We start from the raw sequence: 14,646 nt of genomic DNA, 5'->3' as shown, positions 1-14,646 counted from the left end.
CATCGGACAGGTCGCCGAACGCACCGGACTGAGCGTGCATGCCTGGACGTGAGCGACAAGGTGATGCTCGCCGGGTTCGAGGCGGGGTGGGTCGAGTCGCACATGAACAACCTCGACTGCGGCGACGCGGACTCCCTCGGCGTGTTCCAGCAGCGGCCGTCGATGGGCTGGGGCACACCAGCGGAGATCATGGACGTGTCGTACGCGGCTCGCCGGTTCTTCTCGTACGCGCTGAAGGTGGACCGGCCGGAGCTGACGCCGGGTCTGCTGGCTGACGCGGTGCAGCGGTCGTGCTGTCCGGAGCGCTACGACCTGGCCGAGTCGCGCGCCTCCTCGATGTTGCGGCAGGCCTGGCAGGGCGGGCCCGAGGTGGTCGACGGCGGTACTCATGTGGTGGAGGACGGCGATGTGTGGGTTGGCCGGACGCGCCTGAGCACTGCCGGCTCCTTTGTCGGACGTCCGTCGGTGGCGGGGCGGTTCGTGTTCGCCCGGACTGTGCGCGGCGAGGTCATGGCGCTGTCTGATGGTGCTTGGCGTCAGGTGGCCGCGGGTGTGGCGGGCGATCCGGAGGCCGTTCTTCGTCCTGATGGGACGGTCGCCCTGTACGCCGTGCTGGCCGATGGCAGCGTCGCGAAATTGTCAGACCCTGCTGCGATGATTGGGATGGGGGGTAGCTCCCCCCAGGGGGCCCGCGAATCGGGATCGATTCCGGTGAGCCCGCCGGGGTTCGCCGTCGGCAAGCCCTCCGCGGTCGTGCGCCCGGACGGGTCGATCGCCGTGTACGTCCGGTCCGGTGCCGCGCTCGTGGTGAACGAGGCGGGTGCGTGGCGTGAGGTCGCGACCGGTCTGGACAGCTCACCGGAAGCGGTGCTCCGTCCTGATGGGACGGTCGGCCTTTACACGCTGGTCGACGGCCGCCCGCACCGGCTGGCAACAGCATGGGAACCGTTGAGTGAGAGCCGTTTCATCGACACCGTGTCCGCCCAGCCGGACGGCACGGTGTACGCCCGCAAGGCCGACGGCACAGTGGTCAAAGTCGGTTGAACGGCTCCGCGTACCGGAAAGCCCCACCGGGAACCTCACCGAACAACCGGGCCTGGAAGTGCGGCGCCCACGTGTCGACCGGCGGCGTGATCCCGAACTCCGCAGCCAGCCGGAACCCGAACCGCGAGTAGTACCCGGGGTCGCCCAACAGGATGACCGCATGCTCGTCCCGGGCCTCCGCCGCGCCCAGAACCGCATGCATCAACGCCGAACCGATGCCTGCCCGCTGATGATCCGGGTGGACGCTGATCGGCCCGAGTCCCAGCACCGGCAGGTCGCCGATGTACCCGCGCGTGCAGACGACGTGTCCGAGCACGTTGTCCTCCATCAGCGACAACGCCGGGATCCAGCCCTCGTCCTCCCGCAACCAGTCGATCAGCGGCGCTTCCGGCCCGTTGTTGAACGCGAGGTTGGTGACCGTGCGGATGGCGTCGATGTCGGCGGGCGTTTCCCGGCGGATCAGCATGAGACCGGACTGTGGCCAACGGAGTCGACGCGCGCCACTCTATTTTCAAAGCCATAATCCGCCGCGTGGTTGTCAGACAGACCGTGATGGTGTGCGTACTCGCCGTGCTGGCTTACGGCGTCCTGTGGTGGTTGATGACAGACGCGGACGAGCCGGCACCCAAGACAGCGGAGGCCCTCTTCCTCACGGACTACTCGAAGGCGGAGAAGGGCAGCTGCGTCAGGTTCACCGGGCCGGGCGAGAACGACCTGGGCCTCACCGTCATCGACTGCGAGAACCAGAAGGCGGCGCTCAAAGTAGGAACCGTGCTGAGCAACACCAGCGGCGAGTGCCCGCGCGGCGACTACAAGGTGTTGCGCGACACCAGGCACAACGCGGCGCTGTGCCTGCTGCCGAACGCCGCGCGGGGCGACTGCTTCGAGCTGGACACCGAGGATCTCCAGCGATCGGTCGTGTCCAAGTTCGACTGCACAGCGCCGCGGGTGAACGTGCAGGTAGTTGGCGTGGAGAAAGAAAGTTGTCCCGCGGAGGCCGAACTCGGTGTTCCCTATGAGGAGATGACGCTCTGCCTGAGGAGGGTGCGTTGATCGTCTTCGCGGGACCGGCCGAGTTCGACGCGTGGCTGCACGAGAACGGCGCCACCGAGACCGAGCTCTGGATGAAGTACGCCAAGAAGAGCTCGAAGATCAAGACGATCACCTACGACGAAGCGCTGGACGTCGCGCTGTGCCACGGGTGGATCGACGGGCTCGTGCGGTCGATCGACGAGACGTATTACTCGCAGCGGTGGACGCCCCGGAAGGCGCGCAGCAAGTGGTCCAAACGCAACTGCGCCAAGGTCGAGGAGCTGATCGCGCAGGGCAAGATGCTGCCGGCGGGCCTCAAGGAGATCGAGAAGGCCAAAGCCGACGGACGCTGGGAGGCGGCCTACGCGGGCCCGGCGACGATCGAGGTGCCACCGGACCTCGTCGAAGCGCTCGCCGCCAACGAGAAGGCCAAGCAGGCGTTCGAGGCCCTGAACAGCCAGAACCGGTACGCGATCCTGCTGCGCATCCACGACGCGAAACGGGCCGAGACGAGGCGAAGGAGGATCGCCCAGTTCGTTGACATGCTGGCGGACGGACGCAAGCTCTACGCTTGAGCGAATGAAGTGGTTCCGCCGCAAAGCCGAAGACGCCGAGCAAACCCACCTGCCGAACGCCGAGGAAGCCGCCCAGCGCTTCTGGGAGCGGTGGTTCGAGCTGGTGCCGGTGGTGAGTGCGGCGCTCGGCGACGGCGAGCCGCACCGGGTCGAGGACGAGCTCGGCGCGCTGGTGAAGAGCCTGCACCCGGACCTGATCTTCTCGCTCGAACAGGGCCACCTGGCGATGTACGCGCTGGTGGTCACCGGCCAGGAGGATCCGCGGCTGCGGCCCTACACCGACGCGTGGATCCGCAAAGCGCCGCCGACGGACATGGTGTGGGAGTTCCACGACTCGGTGCCGCCGGTGCCCGACCCGACCGAGGTGATCATCAACCTCGGCCAGGTCAAGATGCGGCTCGGCGACTACCGCGTGGTGGCCCAGGTGGACGGTGACGTCGTGGACGTCGCGGTCTACCACCCCGCGCTCGCGAACCTCACCGAACAGCAGCGGCAGACGATGACGTTCCTGCCGCTCGACGTCACCCTGGGCGAGCGGCTCGCGGGAGAGCGGTTGCGGCGGGTGGAGACCGCGCAGCTGGAGCCCGAAGGCACGATCAGCCTGCTGGAGCTCCGCTCGCTCGTCCGGACACTCGCCGAGGACGAGTGAACGAGCTGCCGAGGAACCCGCACACCAGCCCGGCGAAGGGCCCCAGCAGCAGGCCGAGCTGATACCGGACGGCCGCGTCGCCCACGCTCATCTGCAGCTCGAACAACGTGCCGTGGGGCGCGGCCGGGTCGGGGTTCGCCCACTCCAGGTCGACCTGGCCCGGCAGCAGCACCATCGTGGCGATGGTGAGCGTGGCGAGCACCAGCGCCGCGGTGCCGCCCGCGCACAGCCCGGCGACGACTCCCTGACGCGCCAGGACACCGGCCGCCAGCAGCGCGGCGGGCGGCACGAAGGCCAGCACGAACGCGTGCGAGGTGTTCCCGACCGGCATGAACGCGTACACCGCCAACGCCAGGGCGAGACCGCAGAACACGCCAACGGCCAACGTCCTGGGCTCGACGGCCATCCGCTGCGACGTGACCGTCAGCACCGCCACGGCGTATCCGCCGATCAGCAGGACCAGCAACACCCCGCCCACCACCGCGCCGCTGCGCATGTCGGCTTCCCAGTTGGCCTGGTCGAACGCCGTGAAGTGGTCGAACCGGCCGCCCGCGTACCGCGACAACGCCGTGAGGGCACCGAGCAGCGCGTAGATCGAGACGTAGCCCGCCGCGCGGACGATGCGGGCCGTGCGGTTGGGCGCCACCGGACCCAGCACCCGCGGCAGCACGGTCAGCACGACCACCGTGACGATCATGGCCGTGCGGTCGACGGGCACGGCGGGATTCGCGGAGCCGGCGTGCCAGTCGAGCCACACCAGCACCGAACCGGCCGCGAGGGACAACAGCGAGTACCCGACACCGCGCATCACACCGTGTTCTCGCGCCCGCCGGCCACCTCGTTACTACGCTGTGGGGCGTGACCAGCGAAAGCCTTGAAGACGTCCCGGCTGAGGTGCGCGAGCGGCATGCCGTCCTCGCGGAAGAGGTGCGTTCGCACCAGTTCCGCTACTACGTGCTGGACGACCCGATCGTCACCGATGGTGAGTTCGACGCGCTGCTCAAGGAGATCGAGGCGCTGGAGGCCGAGCATCCGGGTCTGGCCACACCGGACTCGCCGACGCAGCTCGTCGGCGGCACGTTCTCGACCGAGTTCAAGGCGGTCGACCACCTGGAGCGCATGCTCAGCCTGGACAACGTGTTCACGCAGGACGAGCTGACCGCGTGGTTCGAGCGCGTGCAGAAGGACGTCGGCGAGGGCACGCACTTCCTGTGCGAGCTGAAGATCGACGGCCTCGCGATCAACCTGCTGTACGAGAAGGGCAGGCTGACGCGCGCACTCACCCGTGGCGACGGCCGGACGGGCGAGGACGTCACGCTGAACGTCCGCACCATCGCGGACGTGCCCACCACCCTCAAGGGTTCCGACGAGTACCCGGTGCCGGACCTGGTCGAGGTGCGTGGCGAGGTCTTCTTCGCGGTCGAGGACTTCCTGGCGCTCAACGCCTCGCTGGTCGAGCAGGGCAAGCCGCCGTTCGCGAACCCGCGCAACACGGCTGCCGGCTCACTCAGGCAGAAGGACCCGAAGGTCACCGCGTCGCGCAAGCTGCGGATGATCTGCCACGGCATCGGCAAGACGCAGGGCTTCGAGGTCGCCCGCCAGTCGCTGGCGTACGAGGCGCTGAAGACGTGGGGGCTGCCGACCTCGCCGCACACCAAGGTGCTCACCGATCCGGCGGCCATCCGCGAGCACGTCGAGTTCTGGGGCGAGCACCGGCACGACGCGGTCCACGAGATCGACGGCGTGGTCATCAAGGTCGACGAGGTGTCGCTGCAGCGGCGGCTGGGCACGACGTCGCGCGCGCCGCGGTGGGCCATCGCGTACAAGTACCCGCCGGAGGAAGCGACCACGACGTTGCTGGACATCCAGGTCCAGGTCGGCCGCACTGGTCGCGTCACGCCGTTCGCGGTGATGGAACCGGTGAAGGTCGCCGGTTCGACGGTCGCGCGGGCCACGCTGCACAACGGCTCCGAGGTGAAGCGCAAGGGCGTGCTGATCGGCGACCGCATCGTCATCCGCAAGGCGGGCGACGTGATTCCCGAGGTCCTGGGCCCGGTGCTGGCCGCGCGGCCGGACGACGCGCGCGAGTTCGTCATGCCGACGCGCTGCCCCGAGTGCAACGCCGAGCTGCGGCCGATGAAGGAGGGCGACGTGGACATCCGCTGCCCCAACGCGGAGACGTGCCCCGGCCAGCTGCGCGAACGCCTGGCGTACCTGGCTTCCCGGGCCGCGCTGGACATCGAGGTGCTCGGCTACGAGGCCGCCGCCGCGATCACCGAGTCCACTGTGTACACGAACGAGGCCGACCTCTTCGACCTCGACGCTGATGACCTGCAGCAGATCGAGCGCTTCAAGACGAAGAACGGCGAGCTGTCCGCGAACGCCCTGAAGCTCCTCGACAACCTCGAAGCCGCCAAGGAGCGTCCTCTGTGGAGGGTGCTGGTCGCGCTGTCGATCCGCCACGTCGGCCCCACGGCCGCCCGCGCGCTCGCTCTCCAGTTCGGCTCGATGGACGCGATCATCGAGGCGGACGAGGAGGTGCTGGCGGGCGCAGAGGGCGTGGGCCAGACGATCGCGACCGCGGTCGTGGAGTGGCGCGAAACCGAGTGGCGTCAACACGTCGTGGAACGCTGGCGGGCCGCGGGCGTGCGGATGGAGGACGAGCGCGACGCGTCCATCACCCGCAACCTCGAAGGCCTGTCCATCGTGGTCACGGGCTCGCTGACGGAGTTCTCCCGCGACAGCGCCAAGGAGGCGATCCTGGCCCGCGGCGGCAAGGCGGCGGGCTCGGTGTCGAAGAAAACCGCTTTCGTGGTCGTCGGCGACTCGCCAGGATCGAAGTACGACAAGGCCATCTCCCTGAAGGTCCCGGTTCTCGACGAGGCGGGTTTCCGCGTCCTGCTGGAACAGGGGCCGGACGCGGCGCGGGAGGTGGCCGTCATCGGGGAAGAGGGTGCAGATGGCTGACCTGATCATCCGCCCGGCGACGGAGGCCGACCTGCCCGCGGTCGGCTCCGTCACGGTCGAGGCCTACCGCGTCAACGGTTACCTGGAGGGCACCGACGACTACGCGGACACGCTCGCGGACTCGGCCGCCCGGTTCCGCGACGCCGAGCTGCTCGTGGCCGTCGACGAGTCCGGTGCGGTGCTGGGCTCGGTCACGGTGGTGCACCCCGGCACGCCCTACGCGGAGATCTCGCAGCCGGGCGAGCTGGAGTTCCGCATGCTCTCGGTAGCCGCTTCGGCGCGTGGTCGCGGCGTCGGCGAGGCGTTGGTGCGCACGGTGATCGACCGGGCCCGCGCCGCCGGTGTCGGCCAGGTGGTGCTGTCGTCGTCGGAGAAGATGGCGGCGGCGCACCGGTTGTACGAGCGGCTGGGGTTCACGCGGTTGCCGGAACGCGACTGGGCGCCGTTGCCCGGCGTGAAGCTGATGGCCTACGCGTACGGGATGCCGCTCTAGGTGCAACCGGCCCGCGTACCGAGGCGTCCACCGGACAGCCACTGGTGATCGCGAATGGGGGTTCGCGCATGAGACCTGTCGCTGCTCTGCTCACGTCCGTACGGGTGCTGGCCGTCTGCTGCAGCAGCAACGCGGGCGGTGTCGAGGATCGACGAACGCTGGTACGTCAGCATTCCGCGGCCGGCCGGTGTGCGGCGCGGCGGGAAACCGGCCAGCGGGGTGGAACCTCCTACCCCCGCGACGACATGATGCGCGCCCGCAGCTTGAGGTCTCCGGCGGCCTGGTCGTACAGCAGGTCGCGCAGCACCTCCGCGGGCAAGGCTCTCAGCACGTCGCGCAGCTCGACGTCCTCGGCGTCCGGCGGCGGCACCGTCTCACCGCGGTCCAGCAGCACCAGCCCGACCGCCACGCAGTGCTTGCAGAAGAAGCCCTCCGACCCGTGCGGACAGCTGCACTCGCCCACCAGGTGCGTGCCCGACCACGACAACTCCACCGCGTACGCCGCCTCGTCGCTGCCCCGCACCCGCGCCGCCACGTGCCGGCTGTGCACCCGCAGCGATTGCACGGAGTCGCGGTAGGTCAGGCCGCGCCAGTACGACTTGGTGCCCGCGCGGTGCAGCAGCAGGTCGGTGGTGAGGGTCGTCGACACGATGGTCATCCAACCGGGTGAACCAAGAAGAACCAAAGCAAAGGATCAACATGATCGCGATCGGCCCGCTCACCACCGCGGACCGCGCCAGGTGGCAGGAGCTGTTCGAGGGGTACAACACCTTCTACGAACGCACGCTCGCGCCCGAGACCTACGACGAGAAGTGGGAGAAGTTCCTGCGGGGTGAGTCCATGCACGCCCTATGCGCCCGCGACGAGAACGGCGCCATCGTCGGCATCACGCACTACTTCCAGCACCCCAGCACGTCGGGCCCAGACGTCTGCTACCTGCAGGACCTCTTCACCGCCCCCGACGCGCGCGGCCGTGGCGTCGGCCGCGCGCTCATCGAGGCGGTCGTGGAGTGGGCGAAGCGGCGCGGGTGCGCCCGCGTCTACTGGCACACCAGCGAGTGGAACGAGACAGCTCGCCGGCTCTACGACCAGGTCGCGGAGAAAACGCCGTTCGTGCACTACCGGATCATGCTCTAACGGGCCGTGGACTCCAGGTCCAGCAACGTGACGGCGGCGCGGAAGTACTTGTTGGTGCCCAGGTCGCGCACGGTCTTGATGTTGAACGCGGCCTTCAGCTTCTCCGCGTCGCCGGGGCTCACGCCCTGCAGCGCGTCGACCGGGGCGTCCAGGATCTCGGTGAGCGGGAGGTTCTCGTAAGCCTTGTCGAGGAGCATGTCGAGGTTCACGGTGACGGCCATGATCTTCTTTACCTCCGTTGGTGGGGCGATCACGGCCGATTCTGGTGCCAGATCACGAAGCCCGCAGAACGGCGGTGAAACCCGTTGGAGCAACGCGGCGGCCACGATTGTGTGGGACCGTATGAACCGTGCTGCAAGCCTGCTTGAACGGCTCCCGCACAGCCGAGGAGCACCCGGCCCTGCCGCTGACCCCCGAGCGTCTCGCCGAGGACGCCGCCGACGTCGCGGCACTCGGCGTCACGAGTGTGCACATCCACCCGAGGGACGTCATCGGCGCACCGACGCTCGTCGGCCCTGAAGTGGCCACGACGATCGCCACGGTGCGAGCCGCCGTGCCGGGCATCGAGATCAGCGTGTCGACGAACGTGCCCGGCAGCCGCACCGCGTTGATCGCCAGCTGGGGTCCACTGGCGGCCGGCCGCCCGGACATCGCGAGCGTCCACGTCGGCGAACCGGGCTGGCGTCAGCTCGCCCAAGCGCTGCACCAGGTCAACGTCGCGGTCGAACTGGTCGTGGAAAGCCCGGCACAGCTCGATGATCTGCCCAGAGGCGTCACGAGGATCACCGTCACCGCCACCGAGCAGACCGCGGAAACCCTGCTGCGGCAGGTGGAACCGCTCGGCCTGCCGATCCTGCTGCACGGCCGCGACCAGCAGGCCTGGCCCGTGTTCAGCTACGCCGCGACGCTCGAACACCACGTGCGCATGGGCCTGGAGGACACGCTGCACATGCCGGACGGGCGCACCGCCAAGACCAACGCCGAACTGGTCGCGATGGCCCGGAGAAATCAGAAATCCAGGGCCCCGAGCTAGCGTTTGTCATCGCCGGGCGCGCGCACGCAGTTCGGCGACGTCGTTGACGGTGATCACGCCCCGATGGGTGGCAATGACGCCGTCCTTCCTGAGCAGTTTGAGTGCGCGCACCACGGACTCCCGCGACAAGCCCAGCGACTCGCCCAATGCGGCTTGTGAACGGATGTCGAACCTGATTCGCCCACCATTCGTCCACTCGAACTCGTCGACGTGGCGCAACAGCATCCCGGCGACTTTCGTGAAGGAGTCGTTCCGGCTGGCGATGGTGCGGTCGGACTCGCGCAGGCGTTCGGACACCACCGCGCAGAGGACTCGGAGAACCCTGGTGCGCTGGCTCAGGTACCGGTTGAAGGCGGCGCCCTCGACGATCAGCGCCTGCACGGGCGTCTCCGCCCGGACCGTCGCCGGCCTCGTCTCGTGGTCCAGCACCGCCTGTTCGCCCACGATGTCGCCGGCGAACCGCACCGCGATGGGCGTCCTGCCGTCGGCGGCCACCGTCCGGACGCGGCCCCGGTGCAGGATCGCGACCCAGTTCTCCTGCTCGCCCGCCCGGATCAGGGTGGCGCCGGTGTCGAACCGGCGCAGGGCGGACACGGAGACCAGGGCGGTGCGTTCGGTGTCGTCGAGCCGACGCCAGAAACTCCCCACCCGATGCCCGGTGGTCACGGCGGCCAAATGCGGAATGGCAGGCACGATCAGTACATCGTCGGTGCGGAGCAAACGTAACGGCGGTGGATCAGAATCGGCTGATCCGGTACATCTCCACGCCATCGGAGTTGTAGACCGTCGCCTGATCGGACGAATCGAATTCGACCTGGTAGCTGGCTTTGTCCGGTTTCCGGGTCACCTGTAATGCGAATCGGCCATTCGAGTCCGCCTGACTTGAAATAATGCACGTCATCGAACCGTCGGCCACTGCGCCCCGGTCGTAGAAGAAGCCCTGGCACGCACCGTCGTTGCCGGTGAACGACTTGGCGGCGGTGCTGTCCGACGGCTGCCAGTCGCCGACGAGCAGACCGGGGTCGCGCACCGGCGGGCCACCGGTCGACGGTGGCCTGTTCCCGTCGAGCCCCGCGCCGTCGTCCGATGGGGTGCTGCTCCCGTGCCGCAGCACACCGCAGCCGGCCCCGCCGAGGAGCAGCGCGACCAGCAGAGCGGCGAACGCGCGGTAGTTGTTGTCGCTCACGTGGTCCGATGGAACCCGTGAACTCCGCGGACGAGCGACTTCTTCTGCGTCACCGGACGCACAACCGGCCCGATTCGTTACGGGGCCGCGAAAGTCAGTCGGGGAGAACGACCGCCACGATCCCGGCCAGGTGCGCCAGCCGGGCCACCTCGGCGGCGCGGAACATCGGCCCGCCGGGACGGCCGACGACGAGCACCCGATCCGGCTTGCCCAACGGCGTCGCGGCGAGTTCGGTGCCCAGCTCGCGCCAGGTCTCCGGCACCCACTCCTCCTCGCCGTCGAGCACGGTCGCGCGCTCCAGCGGGAACCACGGCGCGTCCGCCATCCGGGTCTCCGGCGCGGCGGACGACGCGGTCAGCCGGTTGATGCCGGTGCCCTCGGGGCCGACGACGACGGCCCAGCCGGCGCGGATGATCTTCGGGACGCCCTCGGTGAAGACCTCGAGGCCCTTGCGCGGGTCGTCGGCGATCTCCTCGACGAGCTCCAGCTCGCGGTGGGTGTCCAGGATGCCCGCGTAGGGGCGCACCGCGTCGACCTCGACGCCTTCGACGGATTCGGCCGCGGTGATCAACGTGTCGGGCAGCCGGCCGGACGGCAGTTCCACCACGAGGTCGTCGATGGCGAGGCCGCCGCCGCGTTCCACCACGTCGACGCTGAGTATGTCCGCCCCGATCTCGCCCAATGCCGTTGCGACCGCGCCGAGGGTGCCGGGACGGTCCGGGAGCTGGACCCGGATCAGGAACGACAAGGTGAACGCCTCCATAGCTCGTGCGTGAGACCCCGCGTCCCGCGCCGTTGCCGGTCGGTGATTCTCGCAGACGCATCGTCAACGCATGACCTGCTGTCCGCGTTGCGGAACGGTTAAGTTGAGTGGTCGGTCAGCGTCCTGCACGGTAACCCGTTCGAAGACCGCACTGACCAGCCCATAGACTCACGGGGTTCCCGATTCGTATCCCGACCCTACGGGGGTTGACAGGAGTGCCCAGCATCTCCCGCGACGAGGTCGCGCACCTGGCGAAGCTCGCCAGGCTGGCTGTTACCGAGGACGAGCTCGACTTGTTCGCCGGCCAGCTCGACGTGATCCTCCAGTCGGTGGCTTCCGTTGGCGACATCGCCACGGCCGACATCCCGCCGACGTCGCACGCCGTTCCGCTGACCAACGTCTTCCGCGAGGACGTGGTCCGTCCGAGCCTCGGTCAGCAGCAGGCGCTCTCAGGCGCTCCTGAAGCCGAGGACGGCCGGTTCCGCGTGCCCCGCATCCTGGGTGAGGAAGCATGACCAACGACCTGATCCACGCCACCGCGGCCGAGCTCGCCGCGAAGATCCACAGCGGTGAGGTCTCCAGCGTCGAGGTCACGCAGGCTCACCTGGACCGCATCGCCGCGACCGACGAACGCGTGCACGCCTTCCTGCACGTCGACGCCGAGGGCGCGCTCGCGCAGGCCCGCAAGGTCGACGACGCGGTCAAGGCGGGCGAGCAGGTGGGCCCGCTCGCCGGTGTTCCGTTGGCGCTCAAGGACGTCATGACCACCGAGGGCGTGCCGACCACGGTCGGTTCCAAGATCCTCGAAGGCTGGCTGCCGCCCTACGACGCGACGGTGACGCGCAAGCTCAAGGAAGCCGGCGTCGTCATCCTCGGCAAGACGAACATGGACGAGTTCGCCATGGGTTCGTCGACCGAGAACTCGGCCTACGGGCCCACGCACAACCCGTGGGACCTGGAGCGCATCCCCGGCGGCTCCGGCGGTGGCTCGTCCGCCGCATTGGCCGCCAACCAGGCGCCGCTCGCGATCGGCACGGACACCGGTGGCTCGATCCGCCAGCCCGGCGCGGTCACCGGCACCGTCGGCGTGAAGCCCACCTACGGCGGCGTTTCCCGCTACGGCCTCGTCGCGTTCTCGTCGAGCCTGGACCAGGCCGGTCCGTGTGCGCGCACGGTGCTCGACGCCGCGCTGCTGCACGAGGTCATCGCGGGCTACGACCACATGGACTCCACGTCCATCAACTCGCCGGTGCCGCCGGTCGTCGCCGCTGCCCGCGAGGGCCTGAAGGGCGACCTGTCCGGCCTGCGCGTCGGTGTCGTCACGCAGTTCAGCGGTGAGGGCTACCAGCAGGGCGTGCTGCGCAGCTTCGCGGCCGCCGTGTCGCAGCTCAAGGAGCTCGGCGCGGAGATCGCGGACGTGTCGTGCCCGAGCTTCGACTACGCGCTGCCCGCCTACTACCTCATCGCGCCGAGCGAGTGCTCGTCGAACCTCGCCCGGTTCGACGCCATGCGCTACGGCCTGCGCGTCGGCGACGACGGCACCCGCAGCGCCGAGGAGGTCATGTCGCTGACCCGCGAGGCCGGCTTCGGTCCCGAGGTCAAGCGCCGCATCATGATCGGCACGTACGCGCTGTCGTCCGGTTACTACGACGCGTACTACGGCTCGGCCCAGAAGGTCCGCACGCTGATCACGCAGGACTTCGCGAAGGCGTTCGAGAAGTTCGACGTGCTCATCTCGCCGACCACGCCGACCACGGCGTTCAAGATCGGCGAGCGCGCGAACGACCCGATGGCCATGTACAAGGCGGACCTCTGCACGATTCCCGCGAACCTCGCGGGCACCCCGGCCATGAGCGTCCCGAGTGGACTGTCCGATGAGGACGGTCTGCCGGTCGGCCTGCAGATCATGGCTCCGGCGCTGCAGGACCACCGCATGTACCGCGTCGGTGCCGCCTACGAAGCCGCCCGTGGCGCGTTCGGAGGTCCGTCGCTGTGAACATCAAGAAGGCAAGGGGCCTCCTCGGCCTCGCGGGCGCCGTCGCCGGAGCCGTGGGAGCGTTCTCCGGCTTCCGCAACGCCCGTGCGAAGAACGACAAGCTGTTGCTGGCGAACGCGATCGCCAGCATCGCGGTGGCGCTCACCGGTGCGGCGCTGGCCGTTCGTGCTCTGCGGAAGGACGAGTTGGCATGACCTCTCTGGTTGAGCTGATGGACTACGACGAGGTCATCGAGAAGTACGACCCCGTCCTCGGTCTGGAAGTGCACGTCGAGCTGCACACCAACACGAAGATGTTCTGCGGCTGCGCCAACGAGTTCGGCGGCGAGCCGAACACGCACACCTGCCCGACGTGCCTCGGCATGCCGGGCTCGTTGCCAGTGGTCAACGGCAAGGCCGTCGAGTCCGCGATCCGCATCGGCCTCGCGCTGAACTGCGAGATCGCCGAGTGGTGCCGGTTCGCGCGGAAGAACTACTTCTACCCGGACATGCCGAAGAACTTCCAGACGTCGCAGTACGACGAGCCGATCGCGTTCAACGGCTGGCTCGACGTGACGCTGGACGACGGCGAGGTCATCCGCGTCGAGATCGAGCGCGCGCACATGGAGGAGGACACCGGCAAGTCGCTGCACGTCGGTGGCGCCACCGGTCGCATCCACGGTGCCGAGCACTCGCTGCTGGACTACAACCGCGCGGGCGTGCCGCTGATCGAGATCGTCACGAAGATGATCCCGGGCACCGGCGAGCGCGCTCCCGAGGTCGCTCGTGCGTACGTCACGGCGCTGCGCGACTTGCTCAAGGCGCTCGACGTGTCCGACGTCCGCATGGACCAGGGCTCGCTGCGCTGCGACGCGAACGTCTCGCTCTCGCCGAAGACCACCGGCGCGCTGGGCACCCGCACCGAGACCAAGAACGTCAACTCGCTGCGCAGCGTCGAACGCGCGGTCCGCTTCGAGATGACGCGTCAGGCCGCGGTGCTGGAGTCCGGCGGCGAGGTCGTCCAGGAGACCCGGCACTTCGACGAGTCCTCCGGCTCGACGTCGCCCGGCCGCAAGAAGGAGACGGCGGAGGACTACCGCTACTTCCCGGAACCGGACCTGGTCCCGATCGCGCCGTCGCGCGAGTGGGTCGACGAGCTGCGCGGCACCCTGCCGGAGCTGCCCTGGGAGCGCCGCGCGCGCATCCAGAAGGACTGGAACCTCACCGACGAGGTCCTGCGCGACCTGGTCAACGCGGGCGCGCTCGACCTGATCATCGCCACCGTCGAGGCCGGCGCCAAGCCGGACGAGGCCCGCTCCTGGTGGGTCTCCTACCTGTCGCAGCAGGCCAACTCGAAGGGCATCGAGCTCACCGAGCTCGCCATCACCCCGGCCCAGGTGGCAAGGGTGATCGAGCTGGTGAACTCGGGCGCGCTGACCAACAAGCTCGCCCGTGAGGCCGTCAACGGCGTGCTCGAAGGCGAGGGCTCGCCGGACGAGGTCGTCGAGAAGCGCGGCCTGAAGGTCGTCTCGGACGACTCGGCACTGGAGAAGGCGGTCGACGAGGCGCTCGCGGCCCAGCCCGACGTCGCGCAGAAGATCCGCGACGGCAAGGTCCAGGCGGCCGGCGCGATCGTCGGCGCGGTCATGAAGGCCACCAAGGGCCAGGCCGACGCGGCGCGCGTTCGCGAGATCGTGCTCGCTCGCTGCTCGTAGATACACAATCGAAGCAAGATAGAGGTAGAGCACCATCGTCAGGCCGGACTGTCCCGGCCCGCCCTCCTCGCCGACGAG

18 protein-coding genes and 1 pseudogene are annotated in these 14,646 nt (G+C 69.0%); 12 read left to right on the top strand and 7 right to left on the bottom strand.

All coding sequences use genetic code 11. The features are described 5' to 3' along the window. Positions 1 to 1,044: pseudogene (locus tag ABZX92_RS41535) on the top strand (hypothetical protein); the annotation flags it as partial. Here the strand turns inward: ABZX92_RS41535 and ABZX92_RS41530 are convergent. Then, on the bottom strand, positions 1,031 to 1,510 hold the full coding sequence (locus ABZX92_RS41530) for an N-acetyltransferase (protein WP_355570972.1): 480 nt from the start codon (positions 1,508 to 1,510) through the stop codon (positions 1,031 to 1,033). The pseudogene ABZX92_RS41535 and the gene ABZX92_RS41530 sit on opposite strands and share 14 nt — an antisense overlap. Before the next feature lie 65 nt (positions 1,511 to 1,575). Between ABZX92_RS41530 and ABZX92_RS41525 the strand changes: the two genes are divergently transcribed. From ABZX92_RS41525 to ABZX92_RS41515, 3 genes are read left to right on the top strand one after another with little or no spacing between them, the layout of a single operon-like run. Beyond that, the gene (locus ABZX92_RS41525; RefSeq protein ID WP_355570971.1) at positions 1,576 to 2,097 is read left to right on the top strand and encodes a hypothetical protein; all 522 of its coding nucleotides are present in this window, start codon (positions 1,576 to 1,578) and stop codon (positions 2,095 to 2,097) included. Then, positions 2,094 to 2,651: a YdeI/OmpD-associated family protein gene (locus tag ABZX92_RS41520; RefSeq protein ID WP_355570970.1), complete on the top strand. Its 558-nt coding sequence runs from the start codon at positions 2,094 to 2,096 to the stop codon at positions 2,649 to 2,651. The genes ABZX92_RS41525 and ABZX92_RS41520 overlap by 4 nt, the downstream gene beginning before the upstream one ends. Before the next feature lie 4 nt (positions 2,652 to 2,655). Continuing rightward, positions 2,656 to 3,300, top strand: a complete 645-nt coding sequence (locus ABZX92_RS41515; RefSeq protein ID WP_355570969.1) for a hypothetical protein — start codon at positions 2,656 to 2,658, stop codon at positions 3,298 to 3,300. On the opposite strand, the gene ABZX92_RS41510 is transcribed toward ABZX92_RS41515, so the two are convergent. After that, on the bottom strand, positions 3,248 to 4,108 hold the full coding sequence (locus tag ABZX92_RS41510) for a hypothetical protein (protein WP_355570968.1): 861 nt from the start codon (positions 4,106 to 4,108) through the stop codon (positions 3,248 to 3,250). The genes ABZX92_RS41515 and ABZX92_RS41510 overlap by 53 nt on opposite strands. Positions 4,109 to 4,149: 41 nt before the next feature. Here ABZX92_RS41510 and ligA point away from each other — a divergent pair, with 41 nt between their 5' ends. Together ligA and ABZX92_RS41500 are read left to right on the top strand one after the other, a co-directional pair. Beyond that, a complete protein-coding gene (gene ligA / locus ABZX92_RS41505) occupies positions 4,150 to 6,267 on the top strand; it encodes an NAD-dependent DNA ligase LigA (RefSeq protein ID WP_355570974.1) in 2,118 nt (705 codons plus the stop codon). Further along, entirely contained in the window at positions 6,260 to 6,760 is a 501-nt protein-coding gene (locus tag ABZX92_RS41500; RefSeq protein ID WP_355570967.1) for a GNAT family N-acetyltransferase, read from the top strand. Before ligA ends, ABZX92_RS41500 begins: the two co-directional genes overlap by 8 nt. A gap of 229 nt (positions 6,761 to 6,989) precedes the next feature. Here ABZX92_RS41500 and ABZX92_RS41495 read toward each other — a convergent pair whose 3' ends face one another. Continuing rightward, the gene (locus ABZX92_RS41495) at positions 6,990 to 7,418 is read right to left on the bottom strand and encodes a hypothetical protein (protein WP_355570966.1); all 429 of its coding nucleotides are present in this window, start codon (positions 7,416 to 7,418) and stop codon (positions 6,990 to 6,992) included. Positions 7,419 to 7,459: 41 nt separating this feature from the next. On the opposite strand from ABZX92_RS41495, the gene ABZX92_RS41490 reads away from it, so the two are divergent. Next, positions 7,460 to 7,897 (top strand): GNAT family N-acetyltransferase, encoded by a 438-nt coding sequence (locus tag ABZX92_RS41490; RefSeq protein WP_355570965.1) that lies wholly within the window; start codon positions 7,460 to 7,462, stop codon positions 7,895 to 7,897. On the opposite strand, the gene ABZX92_RS41485 is transcribed toward ABZX92_RS41490, so the two are convergent. Beyond that, complete coding sequence (locus tag ABZX92_RS41485) at positions 7,894 to 8,118, bottom strand: hypothetical protein (RefSeq protein WP_045315834.1); 225 nt, start codon at positions 8,116 to 8,118, stop codon at positions 7,894 to 7,896. The two genes, ABZX92_RS41490 and ABZX92_RS41485, sit on opposite strands and share 4 nt — an antisense overlap. 128 nt (positions 8,119 to 8,246) lie before the next feature. On the opposite strand from ABZX92_RS41485, the gene ABZX92_RS41480 reads away from it, so the two are divergent. Then, positions 8,247 to 8,930: a 3-keto-5-aminohexanoate cleavage protein gene (locus ABZX92_RS41480; RefSeq protein ID WP_355570964.1), complete on the top strand. Its 684-nt coding sequence runs from the start codon at positions 8,247 to 8,249 to the stop codon at positions 8,928 to 8,930. A 6-nt stretch (positions 8,931 to 8,936) separates the two neighbouring features. On the opposite strand, the gene ABZX92_RS41475 is transcribed toward ABZX92_RS41480, so the two are convergent. The 3 genes from ABZX92_RS41475 to ABZX92_RS41465 form a co-directional block, all read right to left on the bottom strand. Then, entirely contained in the window at positions 8,937 to 9,623 is a 687-nt protein-coding gene (locus ABZX92_RS41475; protein WP_355570963.1) for a Crp/Fnr family transcriptional regulator, read from the bottom strand. A 43-nt stretch (positions 9,624 to 9,666) separates the two neighbouring features. After that, positions 9,667 to 10,116 (bottom strand): hypothetical protein, encoded by a 450-nt coding sequence (locus ABZX92_RS41470; RefSeq protein ID WP_355570962.1) that lies wholly within the window; start codon positions 10,114 to 10,116, stop codon positions 9,667 to 9,669. Positions 10,117 to 10,210: 94 nt separating this feature from the next. Beyond that, entirely contained in the window at positions 10,211 to 10,864 is a 654-nt protein-coding gene (locus tag ABZX92_RS41465) for an ACT domain-containing protein (RefSeq protein WP_355570973.1), read from the bottom strand. Between the two features lie 230 nt (positions 10,865 to 11,094). On the opposite strand from ABZX92_RS41465, the gene gatC reads away from it, so the two are divergent. The 4 genes from gatC to gatB are packed head-to-tail and all read left to right on the top strand — an operon-like array spanning position 11,095 to position 14,568. After that, on the top strand, positions 11,095 to 11,394 hold the full coding sequence (gene gatC / locus ABZX92_RS41460) for an Asp-tRNA(Asn)/Glu-tRNA(Gln) amidotransferase subunit GatC (protein ID WP_030467875.1): 300 nt from the start codon (positions 11,095 to 11,097) through the stop codon (positions 11,392 to 11,394). Next, positions 11,391 to 12,875: an Asp-tRNA(Asn)/Glu-tRNA(Gln) amidotransferase subunit GatA gene (gene gatA, locus ABZX92_RS41455; RefSeq protein WP_355570961.1), complete on the top strand. Its 1,485-nt coding sequence runs from the start codon at positions 11,391 to 11,393 to the stop codon at positions 12,873 to 12,875. Before gatC ends, gatA begins: the two co-directional genes overlap by 4 nt. Further along, the gene (locus ABZX92_RS41450) at positions 12,872 to 13,069 is read left to right on the top strand and encodes a hypothetical protein (protein ID WP_330769925.1); all 198 of its coding nucleotides are present in this window, start codon (positions 12,872 to 12,874) and stop codon (positions 13,067 to 13,069) included. Before gatA ends, ABZX92_RS41450 begins: the two co-directional genes overlap by 4 nt. Then, positions 13,066 to 14,568 (top strand): Asp-tRNA(Asn)/Glu-tRNA(Gln) amidotransferase subunit GatB, encoded by a 1,503-nt coding sequence (gene gatB / locus ABZX92_RS41445; RefSeq protein WP_355570960.1) that lies wholly within the window; start codon positions 13,066 to 13,068, stop codon positions 14,566 to 14,568. The genes ABZX92_RS41450 and gatB overlap by 4 nt, the downstream gene beginning before the upstream one ends. Positions 14,569 to 14,646: the final 78 nt, after the last annotated feature.

Origin of the sequence: Lentzea sp. NPDC006480 (assembly GCF_040611995.1) — a bacterium.
Classification (GTDB): domain Bacteria; phylum Actinomycetota; class Actinomycetes; order Mycobacteriales; family Pseudonocardiaceae; genus Lentzea.
Note: the sequence above shows the minus strand (reverse complement) of the source record. Positions and strands in the feature narration are given on the sequence as shown.